Here is a 22,025-nt window from a genome sequence, read left to right as displayed (position 1 = left end):
GACCCCTCCCCCGTAGCGTGTTCCCCATGACGGCGACCGAACGGCTGGTGATCATCGGGGGCGACGCGGCGGGCATGTCCGCCGCGTCGCAGGCGCGCAGGATGAAAGGGCCGGACGAGCTGGAGATCGTGGCGTTCGAGCGCGGCCACTTCAGCTCCTACTCGGCGTGCGGCATCCCGTACTGGGTGGGCGGCGATGTCGGGGACCGCGACGAACTGATCGCGCGCACCCCCGAGGAGCACCGCGAGCGGGCCATCGACCTGCGCATGCGCACCGAGGTCACGGAGATCGACGTCGCGGGCGGCCGGGTGCGCGCTCGCGACGCCGTGACGGGCGCCGAGACGTGGACCGGCTACGACAAGCTGGTGATCGCGACCGGCGCCCGGCCCGTCCGCCCCGCGCTGCCGGGCATCGACGCGCCCGGCGTGCACGGTGTCCAGACCCTCGACGACGGCCAGGACCTGCTGGACACCCTCTCGCGCACCGAGGGCCGGCGCGCCGTCGTCGTCGGCGCCGGCTACATCGGCGTCGAGATGGCCGAGGCGCTCCTCAAGCGCGGCTACGAGGTGACCGTCGTCGACCGCGGGGAGCAGCCGATGGCGACCCTCGACCCGGACATGGGCCGGCTGGTCCACGAGGCGATGTCGGGCATGGGCATCATCACCGTCTCCGGCACGGCCGTCACCGGGATCCTCACCGGTGACGACGGCCGGGTCCGTGCCGTCGTCACTGACGGCGCCGAGCACCCGGCGGACGTCGTGGTCCTCGGCATCGGCGTCGAACCGGAGACGTCCCTCGCCCGCGCGGCCGGCCTGCCGCTCGGCCGCCACGGCGGCCTGCTCACCGACCTCGCGATGCGGGTCCGCGGCCACGAGAACATCTGGGCGGGCGGCGACTGCGTCGAGGTCCTCGACCTCGTCTCCGGCCGCGAACGCCACATCGCGCTCGGCACGCACGCCAACAAGCACGGACAGGTCATCGGCGCGAACGTGGGCGGCGGCTACGGCACGTTCCCGGGTGTCGTCGGTACCGCGGTGAGCAAGGTCTGCGAACTGGAGATCGCCCGCACGGGCCTGCGGGAGAAGGACGCCCGCGCGGTGGGCCTCCAGTACGTGACGGCGACCATCGAATCGACGAGCCGCGCCGGCTACTACCCGGCCGCCGCTCCGATGACGGTGAAGGTGCTGGCCGAACGCCGCACGGGCCGTCTGCTGGGCGTCCAGATCGTGGGTCGGGAGGGCGCGGGCAAACGTGTGGACGTCGCGGCGGTGGCGCTGACCGCAGGCATGACCGTCGAACAGATGACGGCGCTGGACCTCGGCTACGCGCCTCCGTTCTCACCGGTCTGGGACCCGGTCCTGGTGGCGGCGCGCAAGGCCTCGGCGGCGGTGCGGGCAGGAGCGTAGACGAGGATGGGCGGGGCGCCCTCTCTGTGCGACCGAACGGCCGCGTTCGCCCCGGCTGTCAACGGCACGACCGTGAACGGCACCGCCGGCAGTGACGTCATCCGCTGCGCCGCGGTCGGCGCCGACGCCACGGTCGACGGCCTGGGCACCATCACGGGCCCGGTCGCGGGCACCGTCAACGGCGGCGCCGGCAGCGACCGCGTCCCCGTCTCCTCGACCGCCGGCGTGACGACCACCGGCGACATCCTGGGCGGCCCCGAGAACGACTTCCTCCCAGCCGGCGCGAACGCCGGCCTCGTCGACGGGGACGACGACTTCGACCACAGCGTCGTGGCGTCGGGCAACGACACCGAGAACTGCGGACACCTCTTCTGAGCCGACGGCTCGCCGCGGTGCCGGCCGGCACCGCGGCGAGCCGCGTGTCCGGGCGGTCTCAGCCCGCGGTCTGCTCGTGCACGTACGCCACCAGTCGCGTCAGCGCGTCCGGGTCCGTCGTCGGCAGCACCCCGTGCCCGAGGTTGAAGACGTGGCCCTCCAGCCCCGCCGCCGCGTCCAGCACCTCACGGGTCTTGGCCTCGACCGCCTCCGGCGTGGAGAAGAGCACCGCCGGGTCCAGGTTCCCCTGGAGCGCCTTGCCGGGGCCGACCCGTCGCGCGGCCTCGTCCAGCGGGACGCGCCAGTCGACGCCGACCACGTCGGCCCCCGCCTCGCCCATGAGGCCGAGCAGCTCGCCGGTGCCGACGCCGAAGTGGATCCGCGGGACGCCGTAGGAGGCGACGGCCTCGAAGACCTTGGCCGAAGCGGGCATCACCGACCGCCGGTAGTCGGCGGGAGCCAGAGCGCCCACCCACGAGTCGAAGAGCTGTACCGCGGACGCGCCGGCCTCGATCTGGACCTTCAGGAAGGCGGAGGTGATCTCCGCGAGGCGGTCCAGCAGGTCGGCCCACAGCTGCGGGTCGCCGTACATCAGGGCCTTGGTGTTCTCGTGGTTGCGGGAGGGCCCGCCCTCCACGAGGTAGCTCGCGAGGGTGAAGGGCGCGCCGGCGAAGCCGATGAGGGGGGTCCCGCCGAGCTCGCCGGTGAGCATCCCCATGGCCTCGGTGACGTACCAGACGTCCTCAGGATCGAGGTCACGCAGCCGGTCGAGGTCGGCGCGGGTGCGGATCGGCTCCGCGATCACCGGTCCTACGCCAGGCTTGATGTCGAGGTCGAGGCCGATGGCCTTGAGCGGCACCACGATGTCGCTGAAGTAGATCGCCGCGTCGACCTTGTGCCGCCGGACGGGCTGCAGCGTGATCTCCGTGACGAGGTCGGGTCGCATGCACGACTCGAGCATCGGGACGCCTTCGCGGACCTTCAGGTACTCGGGCAGTGAGCGGCCCGCCTGACGCATGAACCAGACCGGCGTGTGCGGCACCGGCTCGCGGCGGCACGCCTTCAGAAAAGCGGAGTCGTACGTCGTCTGGTGGCCCGGGGGGCGGTTGTTGGCGCTCACGCACTGAATCTTCGCATGTGCGCGGGAAGTGCCCGCCCCGGCCCGGGTGTCCCTCCCTGCGCGAAGCCCCCGTTCCGCCTACTCTTCCCCGCATGGCTGCGGCTCAGGGACATTTTTCCGATCATTCCAAAAGCGCTGACGAGAAGGGGAATCCCGAACCGAGCAGTGACCCGGGTTCCGAGGCGGGTGCTGTTCCGCTTGCGTTCCGTCATGCGGTGGAGGCGCTGCGGTCGGCACGGCTGCGGCCGGAGATCGAGGTCGAGACGACCCGCCCTCCGCAGCGGCTCGCCCCCCACTCTTACGCTCTGGAGGCGGCAGTCATCGACGGCGAGGACGATCTCGCGGACGGCCGTCTGGTGCTGCTGCACGATCCCGCCGGCCACGACGCCTGGAACGGCACCTTCCGGCTGGTGACCCTGGTGCGGGCGGAGCTGGAGCCGGAAATGGCGGCCGATCCGCTGCTGCCGGAGGTGTGCTGGTCCTGGCTGACGGGCGCGCTGGAGGCGCGCGGGCTGTCGTACGGGGTGCCGAGCGGCACCGTCACCCGTGCGGGGTCTCACTATTTCGGAGGACTCTCCGACAGGCGTCCCGCGACCCAGATCGAGATCCGTGCGTCATGGACGCCCCGCGAGGGTCCGGACGGCGTGCCGGACACCGCCGCACACCTCGCGGCCTGGTGCGATCTGCTCTGCCAGATCGCCGGACTGCCGCCGTCCCCGGCGGGCCCGGCGGACAACGCGACGGGTGTGGTGACCCTTCCGCAGCGCCGCGGCCCCCAGCAGACCTGACCGGCGGGGGCGTCGCCGCGGGGAGACTGGGCGGGGCCGTGCGCCGGAGCAGTGGGCTCCGACCGCCCGTGACCGCCCGCCGGAACGGTTCGCTCGTAGGATGATCGATCGCCTGTCCGAATTGCCCGGATTATTACTCACCAAATCGTGATCATTCTCTAAAGGCGGACGGGTTCGGTGCCGAAGAGGTCAATGACCCAACTGCACGGTTCGCCCCGGCTTCACCCCCCGAGCCGGCTCCGTCCCGCACCTTTCCAGGAGGCCTGGTGTCCGTTCTTCTCGAGCAGCCCGCAAGCCTGGTCGCCTACCGCCCGAACAAGCCGACGGCCATGGTCGTCGTGGCCGACCCGCGCGTCCGTTCCACCGTCACCCGCCACCTGTGGGCACTCGGGGTCCGTGACGTCATCGAGGCGTCGTCCATCGCGGAGGCACGTCCCCGCGTCGGCAACCCGCGCGACATCTGCGTTGCCGACGTTCATCTGCCCGACGGTTCCGGGCTGACCCTCCTGTCCGAGACCCGCGCGGCGGGCTGGCCCAACGGCCTGGCCCTGTCCGCCGCCGACGACATCGGCGCCGTGCGCAACGCCCTGGCCGGCGGCGTCAAGGGTTACGTCGTCACCGGCACCCGAACCAACATCGGCCATCCGGCCCGCCCCGGCGCCGCCCCCATCGGTGCCGCGGCGAACCGCATGCACCGCCGCCCCCCGGGTGCCCCGAGCCACCCGGGCGGCTACCGCGAACTGTCCGGCCGCGAGGTCGAGGTCCTGCGCCTCGTAGCGGAAGGCCAGTCCAACAAGGCCATCGGCGTCTCCATGGGCCTGTCCGCACTGACCGTCAAGAGCCACCTCGCCCGTATCGCGCGCAAGCTGGGTACGGGTGACCGTGCCGGAATGGTTGCCGTGGCGCTGCGCACCGGAATCATCCACTGACCGCTCCGACATTCTTTCCGCGCCCGTCGACGGAACGTTCCGTCGACGGGCGCGTTCCGTTCACAGATACCCTTGACACGTGACCGACGCCCAAGAGACCGCAGCAGAGACGACACTGCATTCCACCGGGGGCGCCCCCTCGGACGACGAGGTCCCTGCCGCAGGGCTGCCGATCCCGTTGCTGGAGCCCCGTGAAGGCATTCCCCCGGTGGTCGCCGACGAGGACGCGCTGGCCGAGGTGATCGCCGCCTTCGCGGCGGGCACCGGCCCCGTGGCCGTCGACGCGGAGCGCGCGTCCGGCTACCGCTACGGACAGCGCGCGTACCTCGTGCAGCTGCGCCGCGCGGGCGCCGGCACCGCGCTCATCGACCCGGTCGGCTGCCCCGACCTCTCCGCGCTCGGCGACGCGCTCGCCGACACGGAGTGGATCCTGCACGCCGCCACCCAGGACCTTCCCTGCCTGCGGGAAATAGGCATGGTCCCCGCGCGGATCTTCGACACGGAGCTGGCCGGGCGGCTCGGCGGCTTCCCGCGGGTCGGGCTCGGCGCGATGGTCGAGGGCGTCCTCGGCTACGCCCTCGAGAAGGGCCACTCCGCCGTCGACTGGTCCACCCGGCCCCTGCCCGAGCCGTGGCTGCGCTACGCGGCCCTCGACGTGGAGCTGCTGGTCGACCTGCGCGACGCGCTGGAGAAGGAACTGGACCGGCAGGGCAAGCTCGACTGGGCGCACCAGGAGTTCGACGCGATCGCGTCCGCCCCGCCCCCGCCGCCGCGCCGCGACCCCTGGCGCCGTACGTCGGGGATGCACAAGGTGCGCCGCCGCCGCCAGATGGCGGTCGTACGCGAGATGTGGACGGTGCGCGACCGGGTCGCCCAGCGCCGGGACGTGTCTCCGGGCAAGGTGCTCGGAGACGCCGCGATCGTCGAGGCCGCGCTCGCCCTGCCCGCGAACGTGCACGCCCTCACCGCGCTGCCCGGCTTCGGGCACCGGATGGGCCGGCGTCAGCTCGAGCAGTGGCAGGCCGCGGTCGACCGCGCCAAGGCCCTGCCCGACTCCGAGCTCCCACAGCCCGGCCAGCCGCTGAACGGTCCCCCGCCGCCACGGTCGTGGGCCGACAAGGACCCGGCCGCCGCCGCCCGACTGTCCGCCGCGCGCGCGGCGGTCTCCGTGCTGGCCGAGGAACTGAACATGCCGCAGGAGAACCTGATCACTCCGGACACCGTCCGACGGGTGTGCTGGGAGCCGCCCGCGCCGGTCACGGTCACGACGGTGGCCGACATGCTGGAGTCTCTCGGCGCGCGTGAATGGCAGCGGCAGCTCGTCGCGCCGCTGCTGGCCGGGGCGATCACGGCCCGCCCGGCGTAGCGGCCGCGTCCACCGCGGCCGGGCCCGGCGTCCCGGTGAAGGCCCCGCGGCAGTGGGCGCTCAGCGCCCGCACCGCGGGGTTGCCCGTCCGCCGCCGGACCAGCGCGAGCTGCGCGCATGTCCGGACGTCGTCGATGAGCCGGGCGGTCAGTCCGTCCTGACGACCGGCGGCCATGGATTCGCTCAGCACCGCGACACCGAGTCCGCGCCGCGCGAGGTCCACGACGGCGTCCGCGGCGCTCGCCTGGAGCGCGATCCGGGGTTCGATCCCCTGATGGGCGCAGGCGCTGTCGAGCAGTGTGCGCAGGCCGGTGCCCGGCGGCATGCAGACGAGGGGGTGGGCCGCGGCGTCCCGCAGTGTGACGCGGCGGCACCGCGCGAGAGCGTGGTCATGGGGGACGGCGACGACGAGCCGCTCGCTGATCACCGTCCATGTGTCGAGGCCCGCGACCGCCGGGGCCGCGGTCCCGACGAGGGCCAGATCCACGCCACCCGCGCGTACAGCTTCGATCAGCCGGTCCGAGTGGTCCTCCAGCAGACGCAGTTCCACGCCCGGGTGCGCCCGGTGGAAGGCGGCGAGTCCGTCGAAGAACGGGGTGACGGTGCACCCCGCCACCATGCCGACCGTCAGCCGGCCACGGATCAGGCCGGTCAGCTCCCCCACCGCTCGGCCGACGGCCCCGGCTGCCTCGAGTGCGGCCCGTGCGTGCCCGAGTGCCGCCTCCCCGGCCGGGGTGAGCGTGACACTGCGGGCCGTCCGGTCGAACAACTCGGCGCCGACCTCGGCCTCGAGGCGGCGGATCTGGGCACTGACGCCGGACTGGCTGACGTGCATCCGTGCGGCGGAAGGTGCTGGCGGACGCGCCCACGTTCCGTCCCGAGGCGCCGCTGCCCACACTGATCAGCGGAGATCTCGCACTGACCTCCACCCCGCCGTCGGACGGTGCCGGGGCCCGCGCGCAGGTCGCCCGCCGCCAGCCGGACGGGAGCTGGCTGCGGGTGCTGGACCAGCCGGAGTTCGTGACCCCGACCCACTGAGGGACCGCCGGGACGGCGCGTTTCACGCCTGACCGGGACGGGGAAGGGCTCCGCGCAGCCGCCTGCGACGTGTGACCTTCGCCGCTCCCGCCCCAGGGGGTGGGCAGCCTGGTTACCCACAAGTAGCATGGGGCGAGCAAGCGCACGCTCAGCGTGCGCCCGCAGCAGTGCAACCCCGCACCCTGGAGGAGAGCCATCGTGCCTCGTACCGTCAGGGACGTCGTCTTCGTCGACGGCGTCCGCACCCCGTTCGGCAAGGCGGGCCCGAAGGGCATCTACCACGAGACCCGCGCCGACGATCTCGTCGTGAAGGCCATCCGGGAGCTGCTGCGCCGCAACCCGGCCCTCGACCCCGCGAAGATCGACGAGGTCGCCATCGCCGCGACCACGCAGATCGGTGACCAGGGTCTGACTCTCGGCCGTACCGCCGGCATCCTCGCCGGGCTGCCGCAGTCCGTGCCCGGCTACTCCATCGACCGGATGTGCGCCGGTGCGCTCACCGCCGTGACGAGCGTCGCCGGTTCCATCGCGTTCGGCGCGTACGACGCCGTCATCGCCGGTGGTGTCGAGCACATGGGCCGCCACCCCATGGGCGAGGGCGTCGACCCGAACCCGCGCTTCGTCAGCGAGAAGCTCGTGGACGAGTCCGCCCTCTTCATGGGCATGACCGCGGAGAACCTGCACGACCGGTACCCGCAGATCACCAAGCAGCGCGCCGACGAGTACGCCGTGCGTTCGCAGGAGAAGGCCGCCAAGGCGTACGCCAACGGCAAGATCCAGCAGGACCTGGTGCCGGTCTCCGTCCGCCGCACCAACCCCGAGGCCGGCGAGACCGGCTGGGGCCTCGTCACCGCCGACGAGCCGATGCGCCCGGGCACCACGCTCGAGTCGCTCGCGGGCCTGAAGACGCCGTTCCGCGTCCACGGCCGCGTCACCGCCGGCAACGCCGCGGGCCTGAACGACGGCGCCACCGCCTCGATCATCGCGTCCGAGGAGTTCGCCCGCGAGAACAACCTCCCGGTCAAGATGCGTCTCGTCTCGTACGCCTTCGCCGGTGTCGAGCCGGAGGTCATGGGCTACGGCCCGATCCCCGCGACCGAGAAGGCCCTCGCCAAGGCCGGCCTGTCGATCGAGGACATCAACCTCTTCGAGATCAACGAGGCCTTCGCCGTCCAGGTGCTGGCGTTCCTCGAGCACTACGGCATCGCCGACGACGACGCGCGCGTCAACCAGTACGGCGGCGCGATCGCGTACGGCCACCCGCTGGCCTCCTCCGGTGTGCGTCTGATGACGCAGCTGGCCCGTCAGTTCGAGGAGCAGCCGGAGGTCCGCTACGGCCTCACCACGATGTGCGTCGGCTTCGGCATGGGCGCCACGGTCATCTGGGAGAACCCGCACCACAAGGACGCCGGAGGCGACAAGTGACCACCACCGCTGAACTTCTGAAGGGCGCGGCCGAGCTGTTCCCCGACGAGGTCGTCACGCAGGCGCACGTACGCCACCTCGACCTCCCCGCCGGCGCCGGGCGCTTCGCCCTCATCACGCTGGACAACGGCCTGGACCACACCAAGCCGACCACCTTCGGCCCGCAGTCGCTCTCGAATCTGAACACCGCGATCGACCAGGTCGAGGCGGAGGCGGCGAACGGCGACATCGTGGGCGTCGGCGTCACCGGCAAGCCGTTCATCTTCGCCGTCGGCGCGGACCTCAAGGGCGTGGAGCTGCTCAAGGAGCACTCCGACGCGCTCGCCATCGGCAAGGGCGGCCACGACGTCTTCAAGCGTCTCTCCGCCCTCGCGGTCCCGACCTTCGCGTACTACAACGGCGCCGCCATGGGCGGCGGCGTCGAGGTCGGTCTGCACTGCTCGTACCGCACCGTCTCCAAGGCGATCCCGGCCTTCTCTCTGCCCGAGGTCTTCCTCGGTCTCGTCCCCGGCTGGGGCGGCTGCACGATCCTGCCGAACCTGATCGGCGCCGAGCGCGCGGTCTCGGTCATCATCGAGAACTCGCTCAGCCAGAACAAGCAGCTCAAGGGCGCCCAGGTCTTCGAACTCGGCATCGCCGACGCGATCTTCGAAGGCGCGGACTTCCTGGAGCAGTCCCTCGCCTGGACGGCGTCCGTCCTCAAGGGCGAGATCGCCGTGGATCGTCCCGCGATCGACCGCGGCGAGGCCTGGGACCAGGCCGTCGCCAAGGGCCGGTTCGTCGCCGACTCCAAGGTGCACGGCGCGGCCCCGGCCGCTTACCGCGCCCTCGACATCATCGAGGCGTCCAAGGACGGCGACCTGCAGAAGGGCTTCGACGCCGAGGACCAGGCCTTGGCCGACCTCATCATGGGCGGCGAACTGCGCTCCGGCATCTACGCCTTCAACCTGGTCCAGAAGCGCGGCAAGCGCCCGGCCGGCGCGCCGGACAAGAGCCTGGCCCGCCCGGTCACCAAGGTCGGCGTCGTCGGCGCCGGTCTGATGGCCTCGCAGCTGGCGCTGCTGTTCCTGCGTCGCCTCGAGGTACCGGTCGTGCTGACCGACATCGACCAGGAGCGCATCGACAAGGGCGTCGGCTATGTCCACGCCGAGATCGAGAAGCTGCTCGGCAAGGGCCGCATCAACCAGGACAAGGCCAACCGCCTCAAGGCCCTGGTGACGGGTGTGCTCGACAAGGCCGAGGGCTTCGCGGACGCGGACTTCGTCATCGAGGCCGTGTTCGAGGAGATGAGCGTCAAGCAGAAGGTGTTCGCGGAGGTCGAGGCGGTCGCCCCGGCGCACGCGATCCTCGCCACCAACACCTCCTCGCTGTCGGTCTCCGAGATGGCGTCGCAGCTGAAGCACCCCGAGCGGGTCGTCGGCTTCCACTTCTTCAACCCGGTCGCGGTGCTGCCGCTGCTGGAGATCGTCCGCGGTGAGAAGACGGACGACGCTTCGCTGGCCACCGCGTTCGGTGTCGCTAAGAAGCTGAAGAAGACCGCGGTGCTCACCAAGGACGCCCCGGCGTTCGTCGTGAACCGCATCCTGACCCGCTTCATGGGCGAGATCCAGAACGTCATCGACGAGGGCACCCCGGTGGCCACCGCCGAGAAGGCCATCGAGCCGCTCGGCCTGCCGATGTCGCCACTGGTCCTGCTGGAGCTCGTCGGCCCGGCGATCGGCCTCCACGTCTCCGAGACCCTGAACCGCGCCTTCCCGGAGCGCTTCAAGGTCTCCGAGAACCTGGCCGCGGTCGTCAAGGCCGGCAAGCGCGGCTTCTACGTCTACGACTCCGGGAAGCCGGAGCTGGACCCGGAGGTCGCCGCGCTCCTCAAGCAGGGCGACACCGTCCTGACGGAGGAGCAGGTCCGCGACCGCGTCCTGGACGCCGTCGCGCAGGAGATCGGCCTGATGCTCGAGGAGGGTGTCGTGGCCGAGGCCCAGGACATCGACCTCTGCCTGATCACGGGCGCCGGCTGGCCCTTCCACCTGGGCGGCATCACGCCGTACCTGGACCGCGAGGGTGTCTCCCAGCGGGTGAACGGCAAGCCGTTCCTGGCTCCGGGCGTGGCGAGCGTGCCGGCGTAACGCGCACACAGTCCTCCGCCCCGGCGCCGCTGACGCGGTGCCGGGGCGGTGGCGTTCCCGGGTCCGTGGCCCGGGGGCTCACCGGCGGGCGTTCACCAGGCGGGTTGGTGCGGAAGGTGCTCGCACGCGCTCCCGCAGGTGCGGCGGGCCCGCGCGGACCCGCTCAGCCAGTTGTCCCGAGGGATGCCGTGGACCTTGAGGGTCAGCCCGGTCGGGTCGGAGCGCAGTGCGCTGAAGACGGAGACGAACTCGAGGTGGTGGACGCCCGGTTCCCAGTCGTGCGGGTGCCTCAGGCTCCAAGTGCCGTCCTCCTTGACGGGAGCCTCGGCGATCAGCCGTCCGCTCTCCAGGACGACGACCTTGCTCACGCCCTCGGCCGCTGTGCCGGAGAACCTCGGCCGGGGGCCGCTCCACACGCCGTCCTTCGGACCGAGGACGACCGGCGCCTCCACCTGGTCGCGGACGACGAAGCCGACGGCGGACACCGGCGACATGCCGTGGTCAAGGAGCCCGACGGCCTGCAACACGTGCTCACCCGCAGGCCAGCCGACAACCCGCCGCCACAGCCACCCACCCTCGGCGTTGACCGAGGTGCCGCCGACATACTCGCCCGCGCCGTTGAAGAACAGGAGGTACGAGGTGCCGGGGTCGGCCTGTCCCGTGAACTTCGGGTAGGCGCTGACCATCCGCCCGTGCACCGGCGAGGAGACGATGGGCGGCGCGCCGACGCGGTGCTGCTCCGCGAGAGCCGCCTCCGGGTTCTGGACGGTGAACTCGGGCAGCAACGGCGGGTAGTGGCCGGGCGCCAGACGCGCCAGGTCCACCACTCCGGGGGCGATACCGGGGGTGTCCTGGAGCGCCTCGGCGAACAGCCTCGCCACTTCGCGTGCGCCCAGGTCGTTGAAGTGCGCCGAGTCGATGATGCCTTCGGGGTGGTTCGGGTGCGCGCCGGCGTCCTCCCATCGGAACAGGCCGCGCGCCCGGGAGCAGCCGAGCCGCTGGAGCATCCGGGTCGTGATCAGGTTCATGTCGATGAGCGCGGCTCCGGCCTCCGCGGCGGCCTCCCGTGCGTACTGCGGATAACCGCCGTGGGTGTCCACCACGTTGCCGTGCACGTCGAAGACGCAGCGCGCGGCCGGGGTGAGCACGAGCGGAATCGCGCCCTCGCCGCGGATGGCCTCCACGTAGAGCTTCAGGTACTCCTTGAACTCGCGGGGGCCGTGGAAGCGGAGCGCCACATTGAGGCGCTGCTCCACGGCGCCGAAGTCGATGGCCACGAAGTCGCCGGGCTCGAGCAGGTTCAGGAGTTTCACGAACCGGCCGGTGAAGTAGGCCCGCAGCGTCATAGCGTCACGGGCGTAGTTCTTGACCTCGTACCCGGGGCCCAGGAATTCCTGGACGTACTGGCCCCAGCCGGCCATGGGGGATTCTTCCGGGCGACGTGAGGTCGCGACGGAATTGCCCAGGATGCAGAACTTGTTCACACTGTTCCTTACAGAGGCCAGCCGGGAAGTTGGCCGGCATGGAAGAGTCGGTTGCGCGCCGATCCCGCCTCGAACTGGCTGGCGATCGGGAAATAGCTGGGAAGGAAGGCGGCGAGCGTCGCGTCCTGTTCGTCCTCCGAGACGTCGCCGTCGTGGAAGTCGTTCAGACAGAACACGTCGTTGGAGCGCGCCGAGAGCAGGTGGTTGAGCTTCTTGACCTGCTCGCTGATACCGACGTTCACGAAGCCGCTGGAGATACTGCCTGGCACGCTGCGTTCGGTGTAGTAGCCGAAGTAGTGGTGCAGCGACGAGGCGACCGACACGTCGGAGCGGTCCCTCAGCTGGCTCGCGGCCGTGGCCCGCAGATGGTCGGGGAAGGTGCGTTCGAGGTCGTACATCACGCTGCGCCGCAGCGGGTGCGGCGCGTGGATGAACGAATTGACGAGAAGACGCCCGAACGCCCAGGAGATGAGTTCCCTGTTGTTCTTCGCGGCGCTGCGGCTGTACTCGTCGGTGAGCCGGACCGGGTTCATCGGGATGGCGTTCGACGACATGAAGTGCTTCGACTGTCCGTTACCGAGGAAGAAGAGGCTCGGCTGGATCGGCTTGGCCACGAAGACGTCGTCGTTGAAATACAGGAACTGCTCGGAGAGATCATCGATGTGGTGCATCCGGCTCTCGATGGCGTGCGAGTTGTACGTGGGCAGCACGCCGTCGTCGCCGAATATCTCGGTGTGGTCGACCACCCGCACCCGCGGATGGTCCGCGTCGAGCCAGGCCGGCACCTGGCGGTCCGTCACGATGTAGATCTTGCGAATCCACGGCGCGTACATGTCCAGTGACCGCAGGGAGTAACGCAGCTCGTCGCGGTTGCGGAAACGGGCGGCGCTGGCCGCCGCGTCCTCCGTGTCCATGCCCTTCGCGGCGAGCACCGCGTTCTTCCGCTCCAGCCAGTCGACGTCCGACCCGTCGACCCAGGTGTAGACGGCGTCGATGGGGAAGGCGACGTCGTGGTGCAGGGTCTGCTCGAACGGGGTGATCGTCGGGTACCGGCGTCCGCCCAAAACCGTGGGGACCCGGGTCAACGCCTCCCTGGGAATCCGGGAGCCGATCAGGGTGCGCAGCGGTGAGGTGATGTAGTCGGGCTCCTCCGGGTCCTCCTCCCAGAAGGAGATCGTGCACCCGTACGCCGCCCCGAGCCGCAGGGTGCGCGCAGGAGTGACCACATTCTGGTAGACCCGCACGCCGGCGCAGGGCATGTTCACATGATCGGTGGCCAACGAGGCCAGCGTCGTCGTCATCGCGGCGTCGGAGTCGTTGAGCAGGGCCATGTACACGGCCTGGCCCTGGCAGCTGTCGGCGAGGGCCTTGAGCGCCGCCTCCCTCTGGCCCACGAAGACGGCGATGCTGTGCCTGATCTTGGACGTCCGCGTCACGAAGTACGGGATTCCGCCCTGCTCGAGGGCGTTCGCCGCCAGGGCCAGGTTGGCCTGCATCACGTCGAACGGCGTCTCGGCGTCGGCGACCCGGCAGATCTGTCCCCCGTCCCTCACGAGCCCCGTCGCGCCCTGTAGGACGCGCTGCTCCGCGTTCGCGAGACGGCGGGAGTGCCGGGTGCTCGGCGGCGCGGCGGCGGCGGGCCGGCCCTTGCCGTCGACTCCACAGTGCAGGGCGTACGCCGCCACACGCTCCGCCTTCATCAACTCGCGGCGGCCGGAGGACAGATCGGCCCGCAGCGCGGCGAGCAGCGTCTCCCAACCGCCCGTGGGCCGGAACCTGGCGGCGTACGCGGCGGCCGACCGGCCCATCGAGTGGCGCATCTCCTGCTGCTCGATCACCGCGGTCAGGACCGACGCGAGGGCCTCGACATCCCCCGGGGTCACCAGCAGGCCGCTCTGGCCCTCCATCACGACATCGCGGGTGACGCCCGGCGCGTCGTAGGCGATGACCGGGACCCCCGCTGCCTGCGCCTCCATGAGGGAGAGACCGACGGCGTCCTCGTCGGCGATGCTCACCGCGATGCTGGCCTTCGCCCACTCCTCCGCCAGGTGGGGCGCCTCGCCGATGAACTGCACACTGCTCTGGAGACCCAGCTGGTCCCGGCGCTGCCGCAGGGCCCTGCCGTTCGGCCCGTCACCGAGGATGCGCAGCGTCCAGGTGGGGTGGAGGCCGCTGACCTTGGCCCACGCGCCGAGCACGTCGCCCGTCCGGGACGCCTTCTCCAGCCGGGAAGCCATGGTCACCATGCGCGTCTCCAGGGTGGAGCGCGGCCGAAAGCCCTCGGGCAGGCCCGGCGGGAGGTGCGTCAGCCTGGCCGCACCGGGGCCGAAGGTGTCGGCGAACCACTGCTCCGAGCGCGCGCCGGAGAAGGTGAGGGCGTCGCACCGTGCGCCGTACAGGGCCAGCGGCTCCCGCTCCACTCCCCCGCTCTCCACGGCTCGCTGCTCATGGTGGACGGTGAGCACGCGCGACGGCGCGAACCGGGCCACGTAGGCGAGCAGCGCCGGAGAGGTGGGGACGACGACGTCCGCGTCGATGTCCTGGAGGAAGTACTCCAGTTCGATGTCGGCGAGCCGGTGGTACAGGCCGTCCCAGCGCCGCTCGACGATCTCGCTGGGCATGGCGGCCAGCGCCGCCCCGGTCGCGGCGTCCGGTCCGGAGCGGCGTACGGCCTGGTGGACCGCGTCCGCCGCCTCGACGAGGAACTGGACGGCGATCCGCTCGTCCGGGGACACGAAACGCCTGCGCCGCGCCTTGAAGACGCTGACGACACGAACCTCGTGGCGGTCGGCGAGCAGGGACGCATGCTGGAACACGGCGCGTTCGGCATCGCTCATGACATCCGCACGCGCCAGCAGGAACGCGATCTTCATAAAGAACCCTCTACTTGCCCTCTGCCTCGCGGCTGCAGGTGAGCCGGAAGTTGCCCGCCGGCGTGTAGCGGGGCTCGACCACCATCAGCCGCTCCCGCTGCGGAGCGACCGTGACCTTGCGCATGCCGAACACCTTGCCGGGGTCGCGCACGTCGTGCAGTCGCCTGGCCAGCCGCAGCGGACTCCTGCGGCCCCCGGGGTGCACCATGACATCCCAGTGCACACGCCGGCCGCTGTCGGGGACCATCTCTGACAGCGGCACCAAAACCCGCCACAGTCCCGGGACCGTCTGGAACAGGGGCCGCTCGATGCTCTGTCCGGCGGCGACGAACTCGGCCACCGGGCTGTCGGCACGCACGCCGTAGAGGTAGAGGTCCAACTCGACCCCGGAGTGCGCCGTGTGGACGTTCGCGACCTCGGCCGCCGGTCTGGCCTCGCTGCACACGACCCGCGCGTCGCCGCGCACGGTGCGGCCCACGCGGTAGCGGTCGGCGGTGACCGGCGAGACGCTCATCGCCCCGGTCGGGCCGCCGGTGGGAGCGGGAAGCTCACGGAGCAGCAGGGGCAGCCGGCGCGACCTGTTCCCGGCAGCGACCCGCAGCCGCAGCTTCCAGCGTCCGCGCCCGACCGGCAGCCCGCCGGCCTGCTCCCCGAAGAGGACGGCCGCGTCCATCAGCAGACGGCCTCCGCTCTCGTACACCGTCGCGGGCACCCGGTGGCGGATGCCCCGGCGTCGGACGAGGATCTCAGCGCTGTCCGCCGCCCCGAGGGACGCCGGCAGCACGGCGTGGAGGTTGAGTGTCTGGCCGTCGAGGAGTGCCGCGTAGCGCAGCACAGCGGTGCTGCTCTCCCGCCGGGGCAGGAAGAAGCGGGTCATCACCCTCAGGCGGACGGCGCCGAAGCGGGCACGGACGCCACGGCGCACGGCGCCCAGGCGCCTGCGAAGACGGCTCATGCGCTCAGCCCCAGGCCGCCGGTACGCGGGGCCTCGAGCGCGTCGACGCCGGCCTGCTCGTACGGGCTGGGAACGGGGAAGTACGTGTTCAGGAACGTGTCGATCATGCGCGCCTGGGCATCGGGATCGTCGGCCACGACGGTGTCGTTGATGCAGAAGGTGTCGAAGTCCCGCTTCGCCAGCAGCGAGTTCAGACGCCGCTGGGCGAGCTTGTCCGCGAGGTCGATGTAGACGTACCGGATGTCGCCGACGGTCGCCCGGGCGGAGTGGTACGCGTAGTAGTGGTGCAGCGACGAGGCGATGGGCACATCGTGCGGTGAGCGGAAGCGGGAGTGCTGGGTGACCCGGTGCGCCTGGGCGTAGACCTGCTCGATCTCGTCGAGGACGCTGCGCCGCAGGGCGTGCGGGGTGTGCTTCATCTTCTGTGAGATGACCGTGCCGAACTGCTGGGCGATCAGACCTCTGCTGTTCTTGCCGGCCGCGTTGACCGGCAGGTCGTCGGGGCCCGCGCTGCCCGAGGGGATCAGCGCCTTGGACATGAAGAACTTGGTCAGTCCGTTGGGGTGGAAGAACTGCCCGGGCCGGACGGGACGGCCGAAGAAGACGTCGTCGTTCAGGTACAGGAAGTGCTCGGCGAGGTCCGGTATGTGGTGCAGTTGGCTCTCGATCGCGTGCGAGTTGAAGGTCGGCAGCGCGTCCGGGTCCGAGAAGATCTCACGGTGGTCCACGACCCGCAGTCCTGGGTGGTCGGTGTTCAGCCACCGCGGCACCTGGCCCGCGGTGACGAGGTGGATCCGGCGTACCCACGGGGCGTACTGGTGGAGGGCGCGAAGGGAGAAGAGGAGTTCGTCGCGGCTGGTGTAGCGGGAGTCGTTGGCGGCCTGCTCGTGCAGGGGCTGCGCGTCGGCCGCGGTCTTCCCGTCGCGGACCGCGTCCCTGACGGCACGCCACTTCGGGTCGTCGCCGTCGACCCACGTGTAGACGACGTCGATCGGGAAGAGGTGGTCCTCGGGGAGTGGTGCCGCGAACTCGGGCAGCGTACGGGCGTAGCCGGTCGTGTAGGCGGGCGGGACGGTGCTGAACAGCGTCTGAGGAGCCCACCCTGTCTCCCGGGCCGCCGGCACCTCCGTCACCACGCGGTTGGGTCGCGGGGCGACGAGCCGGCCGTCGGACTCCGTCCAGAACTCGAGGTCACAGCCGGACTCCCCACCGAAGACGAGTTCGCCGGTCGGGTCGCACACGTACCAGGCCAGGCGCAGGACCTTCTGCGACGTCAGCCGGCGCCAGGTTTTCGCGGAGGCGCCCGGGTGCATCCGGGCGGCGGTGGTACCGACGTAACCGGGGTTGCGTCCGAACACGAGCCGCAGCACTTCCTCCACGTCACCTCTGGAACCGGAGGGCACGGCCACGCAGGGAAGGGGGCCGGACACGCCGCGGACGCAGAAGTAGTCGATGTCCGCGGCCTCGAGGGCGGCGACGACGATGTGCAGGTTCCGCGCCCGCGCGGCCCACGCGGTCGCTCCGGGCACAAGGGTGGCGCGGGCGTGCCTGCCGCCCACCTTCACGACCTTGAGCATCGCTGCGGCGCTGTGGCGGGCAGGCTTGCGGCGCCCGCCGAGCATCCAGACGACCGTGGCGGTTCGCACGGCGTCGGCGAGCGCCAGCGCGGCCATGACCGCGTTACGCAGTGGCTGCGGGACCCGCCGGACAATCTTCCTGCGCGCACGGACCGGCACGAGAGATCGATAAGTCGACACAAGCGCACTGGCCTCGGGGTTATCGAGGCTGACCACTGAACTACCGCACCATCCCAGACAAGGCACGCCGCGTTTCTGCCAGCGGCGCTGCTGCAGATTGACGGCCCGGCGCGGTCGTCACGGCCCCCCCATGAGACGCACACCCAAGATCGACAGAGAAACCGATCACCTCACTCTGAAGTGATCGATCACGCGCAGGATCTTCACATTTTCTTGCGCCATTTGTCCAGCAGAAAACCTTCATCCGACACCTTCTGTCGGGTAAGCCACAACTGATGCCGATCCGCCAGTGCGGCCGCGACCATGCGGCCGTCGGTTCCCGTACACACGGCCGGCACCACGGAAGGCGCCCCGGTGTCGGTCTCCGACCACCACGCGCCCGCCGATTCCTGCTCGGTGGGATGGGCCGTGAAGGAGACCCGCCCCGGACCCGACTCCTGCGCCAGGACCGTGCAGTCGTATCCGCCGATCACGGCGCGGGTCGCCACCAGCGGCCCGGCGCCGACGGCCTGCACGAGCGGGTGCGCGTAGGGCGAACGCCCCGGGGCCCAGACGTTGACGACTCCCCGGCCGTCGAGGAAGTACAGCGAGACGGAGCCGGAGCTGGTCGCGAGGGTGGTGAACGCGCCCGGCGACGCGACGGCGTCGAGTTGACCGCTCAGGACGAACTTGCCGCCGTCCTCCTCCTGCGTGAACCAGCGGATCGCGCGCGCTCCCGGCACGAAGAGCTGCACCCGGCCCGCGCCGTCGGTCGCCGCGGCCAGAAAATCGCCGGTCCTCGCGCCACCGAGGTCCTGCCAGCCGCGCCAGCCGTGACTGCTCTGCACCCGGCAGCTCACACCGCCGCCGCCGTTGCGCACGAAGACACAGAGCCGGCCGTCGGCGTCGACGGCCGCGGCGGGATGCCCCGTCCACGGACCGGTCCTGTTCGGATGCCCCAGCGACGTCCACCCCAGCACCGGCCGTCCGGTCTGGAACTGCACGGCGTGCGTCAACTCCACCTCGTCGCCCGCGCCGGTACGACGAATGGCTACGAGATGGACATATCGATCCACACCCTGAGCGACCGTCAGGTCGGCGGTCAGCCCGTCATGGGCCAGCCGGTCCGGCTCCGACCACCCCGAGCGGCCTTCGGTCCAGCGCAGCACCGCACCCTCGGCCGGTGCGTAGGCACTGAACAGCCCTTCTTTTCCGCAGGTCAGCCACGAACCCGTCAGAAGAGAGGCACCGAGCGTGCCGCCCTCGCGGGACGGGCGGGTGCGTGCAGTAGCCATGTCAATCCAGTGCGTAGAAAGGACCGGTCGGATTTCATTCACCCGTTGATCGTTGGATCACCATAGTCTGTTCACTGTACGATCACTTCCGCCGCTGCCCTGCTCTGGGTACGCACCTCGGAAATCGAATGCCGTCCCCACCGGCCCGATCGTGCGCCTTCGCGACAGCAGCCTCCCCCATGAACGGCCATCACGGCGACGCGATGACACATGCCCGGACGGGCTCAGCACGAAGGTTGGACGACGATGACTGACGAAGGCGGCCGCAAGAAACGTGGCCGATCCCGGAAGCGACCCGTGCTCCGGATCGTTCTAGGGACGCTGCTGGTACTCGTCCTCGCGGCGGCCGGAACCGGATACTGGCTGTACACCCGCCTCGACAGCAACATCGAGTCGATCGACATCGATGACGCCGTCAACGGCGAGCGGCCGGAAAAACTCGCCACCGGCGCCCGGGACATCCTCGTGCTCGGCTCCGACTCGCGCTCGGGCGACAACAAGGACCTGGCGGGCGGCGACGTGGGTGGCACCGCGCGTTCCGACACGGCGATGGTCGTCCACATACCCGAGGGCCGGCAGCAGGCCGTCGCGGTCAGCATTCCGCGCGACACCCTGGTGAGCCGGCCCGAGTGCACCAAGAAGGACGGCTCCAAGCTCCCGGCCGCGGAGCGCGTGATGTTCAACTCCGTCTACACCAGCGCCGGTCCTGCCTGTGTGATCAACACAGTGGAGAAGATGTCCGGCGTCCGGATCGACCACTACATGGAGATCGACTTCTCCGGCTTCAAGGACCTGGTCGACGCGATAGGCGGCGTGACCGTCGAGGTGAAGGAGCCCATCCACGACAAGGAGTCGGGCCTCGACCTCACGGTCGGCTCCCACAAGCTCGACGGCACGCAGTCACTGGCGTTCGTCAGGACCCGGCACGGCATCGGCGACGGCAGCGACCTCGGCCGCATCGGCCTCCAGCAGCAGTTCATGATGGCACTCCTCAGCGAGGTCAAGTCGCAGGACCTGCTGGGCAGTCCGGCCAAGTCGTTCAAGATCGCCGATTCGCTGACCCAGTCGCTGACGACCGACTCCGAGCTGGATTCCCTCACGAAACTCGCCGACTTCGCCCGCAGCATGGACGGTGTCGACCCCGCCTCGATGGACACGATCATGCTGCCCGTCGCCTACGACAAGGTGGACCCGAACCGGGTGGTGGCCGCCGAACCCCAGGCGACAGAGCTGTGGAAGGCGATCCGCGAGGACTCCCAGATCCCGGAATCCGCGAAGAAGTCGCCCGCCACGGGCGGCTGACGGACCGTCGGCACGGAAGCCACGGCCGCGCCTCGCGCGCGCCGTGGCTTCCCGCGTACCGCGTCCTCCGGACATCGACCCGGGTGCAGGCGGATCAGCGGCCGCTCTCTGTCGCCTCCTCCCCGCCCACGAGCCTGTCGCGGGGCGCAGTGGCGGACAGCGGCAGCCTCACCGCAGGGGCTTCCAGCTCCCCAGCGCGAACCCGCCCGCCTCGGTCTTCTGCCTGCTGACGATCGGCTCGCCCGTGCCCGAGAGAGCCATGGCGATCAGCCCGCTCCCGCCGCGCTTCTGGAGGGCCAGCGGCGTCCGGCCGGCGCCCGTCTGCGTGTGGGTCCACCATCCGCCGGCCTCCTCGTCCTCGGCCGGATAGGCGGCGAAGGAGACCTGCCCCTGGTCCGCCTCCTGGGCAAGGACGGTGCAGTCGTGGCCGTCGATCGTCAGACGGGACAGTGCCAGGGGGCCGTCGCCCGCGGCCTTCATCAGCGGACGGGGAGCCATACCCCGGCTCGGCGCCCATACCTGGATCACGCCGTCCTCGTCCGTGAAGAACAGGGACACGGTGCCGGAGGTCGTGGCCATCGCGGAAAAGGCTCCGGGCGCGGCAGCCCTCGTCTCCAGCCGCTCCGCCAGCTTGAAGGGTGCGCCCGGCTTCTCCTGGGTGAACCAGCGGATCGCCTTCCCGTTCGGGACGAAGAGCTCCACGCGTCCGTCGGCATCGGTGGCAGCCGCCAGGTGGGTCGTTCCGGTGTCGCCGAGGTCCTGCCAGTTGCCCCAGCCGCCGGTGGCCCCCTGGATGCGCAGGCTCACACCCGTGCCTCCATTGCGCGTGAACACGCAGAGCCGACCTTCACCGTCGACCGCGGTCGCAGGGTCGCCGGTCCAGGGCCCGATCTTGTTGGAGTGCCCGAGCGACCGCCAGCCGAGCAGCGGCCGACCCGTCTGGAACTGCACGGCATGCACCAGTTCCACGTGCTGCTTGTCGGTGCCGGTGTCGGTCCGGCGCAGGCCGATCAAATGGACGTATCCGTCGGCGCCCTGTGCGACGCTCAGCACGGGGAGCAGCCCGGGTACGTCGATCCGCTCCACGGCGCCCCATCCGGACGGTGTCTCGGTCCAGCGCAGTACCGCACCGTCGGCAGGTGCGTAGGCCGTGAGAAGGCCTTCCGTTCCAAGGGTCAGCCAGTTGCCCGAGAGCCGTGCGGCCGCGGCACGGTCTTGGTCTCGGAGTGGGGTCGCAGGCGCAGTTGCCATCGGAAGTCCAGTGCGTCGGAAGGGGAGTGGGCTGTTCAGTCCTTCATTCTTTCAGCCCGTGGACCCGGGATCTCCGCGGGTACCCCGTGCCCGCGATCCTGCTCACCTGCGACCCTGACGTCATGGACACCCTGCCCGTACTTCTGGTCGTCGACGGCGCCAACGTCGTCGGCTCGGTCCCGGACGGATGGTGGCGGGACCGGCTCGGGGCCGCCGAGCGGCTGCGCGACCGGCTCGTCGCTCACGCGCCGGCCGGGATCGCCGGGCTGCCCGGGCCCGTCGAGATCGTGCTCGTCGTCGAGGGTGCCGCCCGAGGGCTCGGATCCGTGCCGGGCGTCCGGGTGGAGCCGGCCGCCGGGAGCGGTGACGACCTGATCGTGGAGACCGTGGCAGCGGCGGCCGGGCGGCTGTGTGTGGTCGTCACCGCCGACCGGGAGCTCCGGCGGCGGGTCGAGGCGTACGGCGCGCGGTGCGTGGGGCCGCGCGCCGTACGGCCGGCGGACCCGGACCGGTCCGAGGGATGACGGACCGGTCCGGGTCCGCAGGGGCCCGTCCG

17 protein-coding genes and 1 pseudogene are annotated in these 22,025 nt (G+C 71.0%); 10 read left to right on the top strand and 8 right to left on the bottom strand.

Annotated features, from left to right (window positions below; translation table 11 throughout):
* Positions 1-26 precede the first annotated feature (26 nt).
* Both MDN94_RS19080 and MDN94_RS19075 read left to right on the top strand, forming a co-directional pair.
* Positions 27-1,406, top strand: a complete 1,380-nt coding sequence (locus MDN94_RS19080) for an FAD-dependent oxidoreductase (protein ID WP_482726939.1) — start codon at positions 27-29, stop codon at positions 1,404-1,406.
* A 6-nt stretch (positions 1,407-1,412) separates the two neighbouring features.
* Positions 1,413-1,781 carry a hypothetical protein gene (locus MDN94_RS19075; protein ID WP_482726938.1) on the top strand — a complete coding sequence of 123 codons (369 nt, stop codon included), beginning with the start codon at positions 1,413-1,415 and terminating at the stop codon, positions 1,779-1,781.
* 58 nt (positions 1,782-1,839) lie between these two features.
* On the opposite strand, the gene hemE is transcribed toward MDN94_RS19075, so the two are convergent.
* A complete protein-coding gene (gene hemE, locus MDN94_RS19070) occupies positions 1,840-2,901 on the bottom strand; it encodes a uroporphyrinogen decarboxylase (RefSeq protein ID WP_482726937.1) in 1,062 nt (353 codons plus the stop codon).
* Between the two features lie 92 nt (positions 2,902-2,993).
* Here hemE and MDN94_RS19065 point away from each other — a divergent pair, with 92 nt between their 5' ends.
* The 3 genes from MDN94_RS19065 to MDN94_RS19055 all read left to right on the top strand — a co-directional run bounded on the left by MDN94_RS19065 (position 2,994) and on the right by MDN94_RS19055 (position 5,984).
* Positions 2,994-3,689 carry a DUF3000 domain-containing protein gene (locus tag MDN94_RS19065; RefSeq protein WP_482726936.1) on the top strand — a complete coding sequence of 232 codons (696 nt, stop codon included), beginning with the start codon at positions 2,994-2,996 and terminating at the stop codon, positions 3,687-3,689.
* A gap of 266 nt (positions 3,690-3,955) precedes the next feature.
* Positions 3,956-4,618, top strand: coding sequence for a helix-turn-helix transcriptional regulator (locus MDN94_RS19060; protein WP_482726935.1), 663 nt, complete (start codon positions 3,956-3,958; stop codon positions 4,616-4,618).
* Between the two features lie 79 nt (positions 4,619-4,697).
* Positions 4,698-5,984 (top strand): HRDC domain-containing protein, encoded by a 1,287-nt coding sequence (locus MDN94_RS19055; protein ID WP_482726934.1) that lies wholly within the window; start codon positions 4,698-4,700, stop codon positions 5,982-5,984.
* Here MDN94_RS19055 and MDN94_RS19050 read toward each other — a convergent pair.
* Positions 5,965-6,819 (bottom strand): LysR family transcriptional regulator, encoded by an 855-nt coding sequence (locus MDN94_RS19050; protein WP_482726933.1) that lies wholly within the window; start codon positions 6,817-6,819, stop codon positions 5,965-5,967. The two genes, MDN94_RS19055 and MDN94_RS19050, sit on opposite strands and share 20 nt — an antisense overlap.
* 11 nt (positions 6,820-6,830) lie before the next feature.
* Here MDN94_RS19050 and MDN94_RS19045 point away from each other — a divergent pair.
* The 3 genes and pseudogenes from MDN94_RS19045 to MDN94_RS19035 form a co-directional block, all read left to right on the top strand.
* Positions 6,831-7,022: pseudogene (locus tag MDN94_RS19045) on the top strand (DUF4440 domain-containing protein); the annotation flags it as partial.
* A gap of 198 nt (positions 7,023-7,220) precedes the next feature.
* A complete protein-coding gene (locus tag MDN94_RS19040) occupies positions 7,221-8,447 on the top strand; it encodes a thiolase family protein (protein ID WP_453459305.1) in 1,227 nt (408 codons plus the stop codon).
* Positions 8,444-10,573 carry a 3-hydroxyacyl-CoA dehydrogenase NAD-binding domain-containing protein gene (locus tag MDN94_RS19035; protein ID WP_482726932.1) on the top strand — a complete coding sequence of 710 codons (2,130 nt, stop codon included), beginning with the start codon at positions 8,444-8,446 and terminating at the stop codon, positions 10,571-10,573. Before MDN94_RS19040 ends, MDN94_RS19035 begins: the two co-directional genes overlap by 4 nt.
* Before the next feature lie 92 nt (positions 10,574-10,665).
* Here MDN94_RS19035 and MDN94_RS19030 read toward each other — a convergent pair whose 3' ends face one another.
* The 5 genes from MDN94_RS19030 to MDN94_RS19010 all read right to left on the bottom strand — a co-directional run bounded on the left by MDN94_RS19030 (position 10,666) and on the right by MDN94_RS19010 (position 18,916).
* Positions 10,666-12,057 carry a hypothetical protein gene (locus MDN94_RS19030; RefSeq protein WP_482726931.1) on the bottom strand — a complete coding sequence of 464 codons (1,392 nt, stop codon included), beginning with the start codon at positions 12,055-12,057 and terminating at the stop codon, positions 10,666-10,668.
* A gap of 8 nt (positions 12,058-12,065) precedes the next feature.
* Entirely contained in the window at positions 12,066-14,930 is a 2,865-nt protein-coding gene (locus MDN94_RS19025; protein ID WP_482726930.1) for a stealth conserved region 3 domain-containing protein, read from the bottom strand.
* Between the two features lie 10 nt (positions 14,931-14,940).
* Positions 14,941-15,885 (bottom strand): hypothetical protein, encoded by a 945-nt coding sequence (locus MDN94_RS19020; protein WP_482726929.1) that lies wholly within the window; start codon positions 15,883-15,885, stop codon positions 14,941-14,943.
* Positions 15,882-17,678: a stealth family protein gene (locus MDN94_RS19015; protein WP_482726928.1), complete on the bottom strand. Its 1,797-nt coding sequence runs from the start codon at positions 17,676-17,678 to the stop codon at positions 15,882-15,884. The genes MDN94_RS19020 and MDN94_RS19015 overlap by 4 nt, the downstream gene beginning before the upstream one ends.
* Positions 17,679-17,845: 167 nt before the next feature.
* The gene (locus MDN94_RS19010) at positions 17,846-18,916 is read right to left on the bottom strand and encodes a DUF8189 domain-containing protein (RefSeq protein WP_482726927.1); all 1,071 of its coding nucleotides are present in this window, start codon (positions 18,914-18,916) and stop codon (positions 17,846-17,848) included.
* A 246-nt stretch (positions 18,917-19,162) separates the two neighbouring features.
* On the opposite strand from MDN94_RS19010, the gene MDN94_RS19005 reads away from it, so the two are divergent.
* A complete protein-coding gene (locus MDN94_RS19005) occupies positions 19,163-20,218 on the top strand; it encodes an LCP family protein (protein WP_482726926.1) in 1,056 nt (351 codons plus the stop codon).
* Between the two features lie 168 nt (positions 20,219-20,386).
* Here MDN94_RS19005 and MDN94_RS19000 read toward each other — a convergent pair whose 3' ends face one another.
* Positions 20,387-21,469, bottom strand: coding sequence for a DUF8189 domain-containing protein (locus tag MDN94_RS19000; RefSeq protein ID WP_482726925.1), 1,083 nt, complete (start codon positions 21,467-21,469; stop codon positions 20,387-20,389).
* A gap of 122 nt (positions 21,470-21,591) precedes the next feature.
* Here MDN94_RS19000 and MDN94_RS18995 point away from each other — a divergent pair, with 122 nt between their 5' ends.
* Complete coding sequence (locus MDN94_RS18995) at positions 21,592-21,993, top strand: NYN domain-containing protein (protein WP_482727113.1); 402 nt, start codon at positions 21,592-21,594, stop codon at positions 21,991-21,993.
* The last annotated feature ends 32 nt before the right edge of the window (positions 21,994-22,025 follow it).

Source organism: Streptomyces sp. WAC00040 (assembly GCF_056835925.1).
The sequence above is the reverse complement of the archived record's forward strand: the minus strand, read 5'-3'. Positions and strand labels throughout refer to the sequence as shown.

What these genes read in the sequence shown, in the direction of transcription:
- MDN94_RS19080 (WP_482726939.1), top strand. Translation starts at nt 27, where the DNA reads ATGACGGCGACCGAACGGCTGGTGATCATCGGGGGCGACGCGGCGGGC.
- MDN94_RS19075 (WP_482726938.1), top strand. Translation starts at nt 1,413, where the DNA reads ATGGGCGGGGCGCCCTCTCTGTGCGACCGAACGGCCGCGTTCGCCCCG.
- MDN94_RS19065 (WP_482726936.1), top strand. Translation starts at nt 2,994, where the DNA reads ATGGCTGCGGCTCAGGGACATTTTTCCGATCATTCCAAAAGCGCTGAC.
- MDN94_RS19050 (WP_482726933.1), bottom strand. Translation starts at nt 6,819, where the DNA reads ATGCACGTCAGCCAGTCCGGCGTCAGTGCCCAGATCCGCCGCCTCGAG.
- MDN94_RS19025 (WP_482726930.1), bottom strand. Translation starts at nt 14,930, where the DNA reads ATGAAGATCGCGTTCCTGCTGGCGCGTGCGGATGTCATGAGCGATGCC.
- MDN94_RS19020 (WP_482726929.1), bottom strand. Translation starts at nt 15,885, where the DNA reads ATGAGCCGTCTTCGCAGGCGCCTGGGCGCCGTGCGCCGTGGCGTCCGT.
- MDN94_RS19010 (WP_482726927.1), bottom strand. Translation starts at nt 18,916, where the DNA reads ATGGCTACTGCACGCACCCGCCCGTCCCGCGAGGGCGGCACGCTCGGT.
- MDN94_RS19005 (WP_482726926.1), top strand. Translation starts at nt 19,163, where the DNA reads ATGACTGACGAAGGCGGCCGCAAGAAACGTGGCCGATCCCGGAAGCGA.
- MDN94_RS19000 (WP_482726925.1), bottom strand. Translation starts at nt 21,469, where the DNA reads ATGGCAACTGCGCCTGCGACCCCACTCCGAGACCAAGACCGTGCCGCG.
- MDN94_RS18995 (WP_482727113.1), top strand. Translation starts at nt 21,592, where the DNA reads ATGGACACCCTGCCCGTACTTCTGGTCGTCGACGGCGCCAACGTCGTC.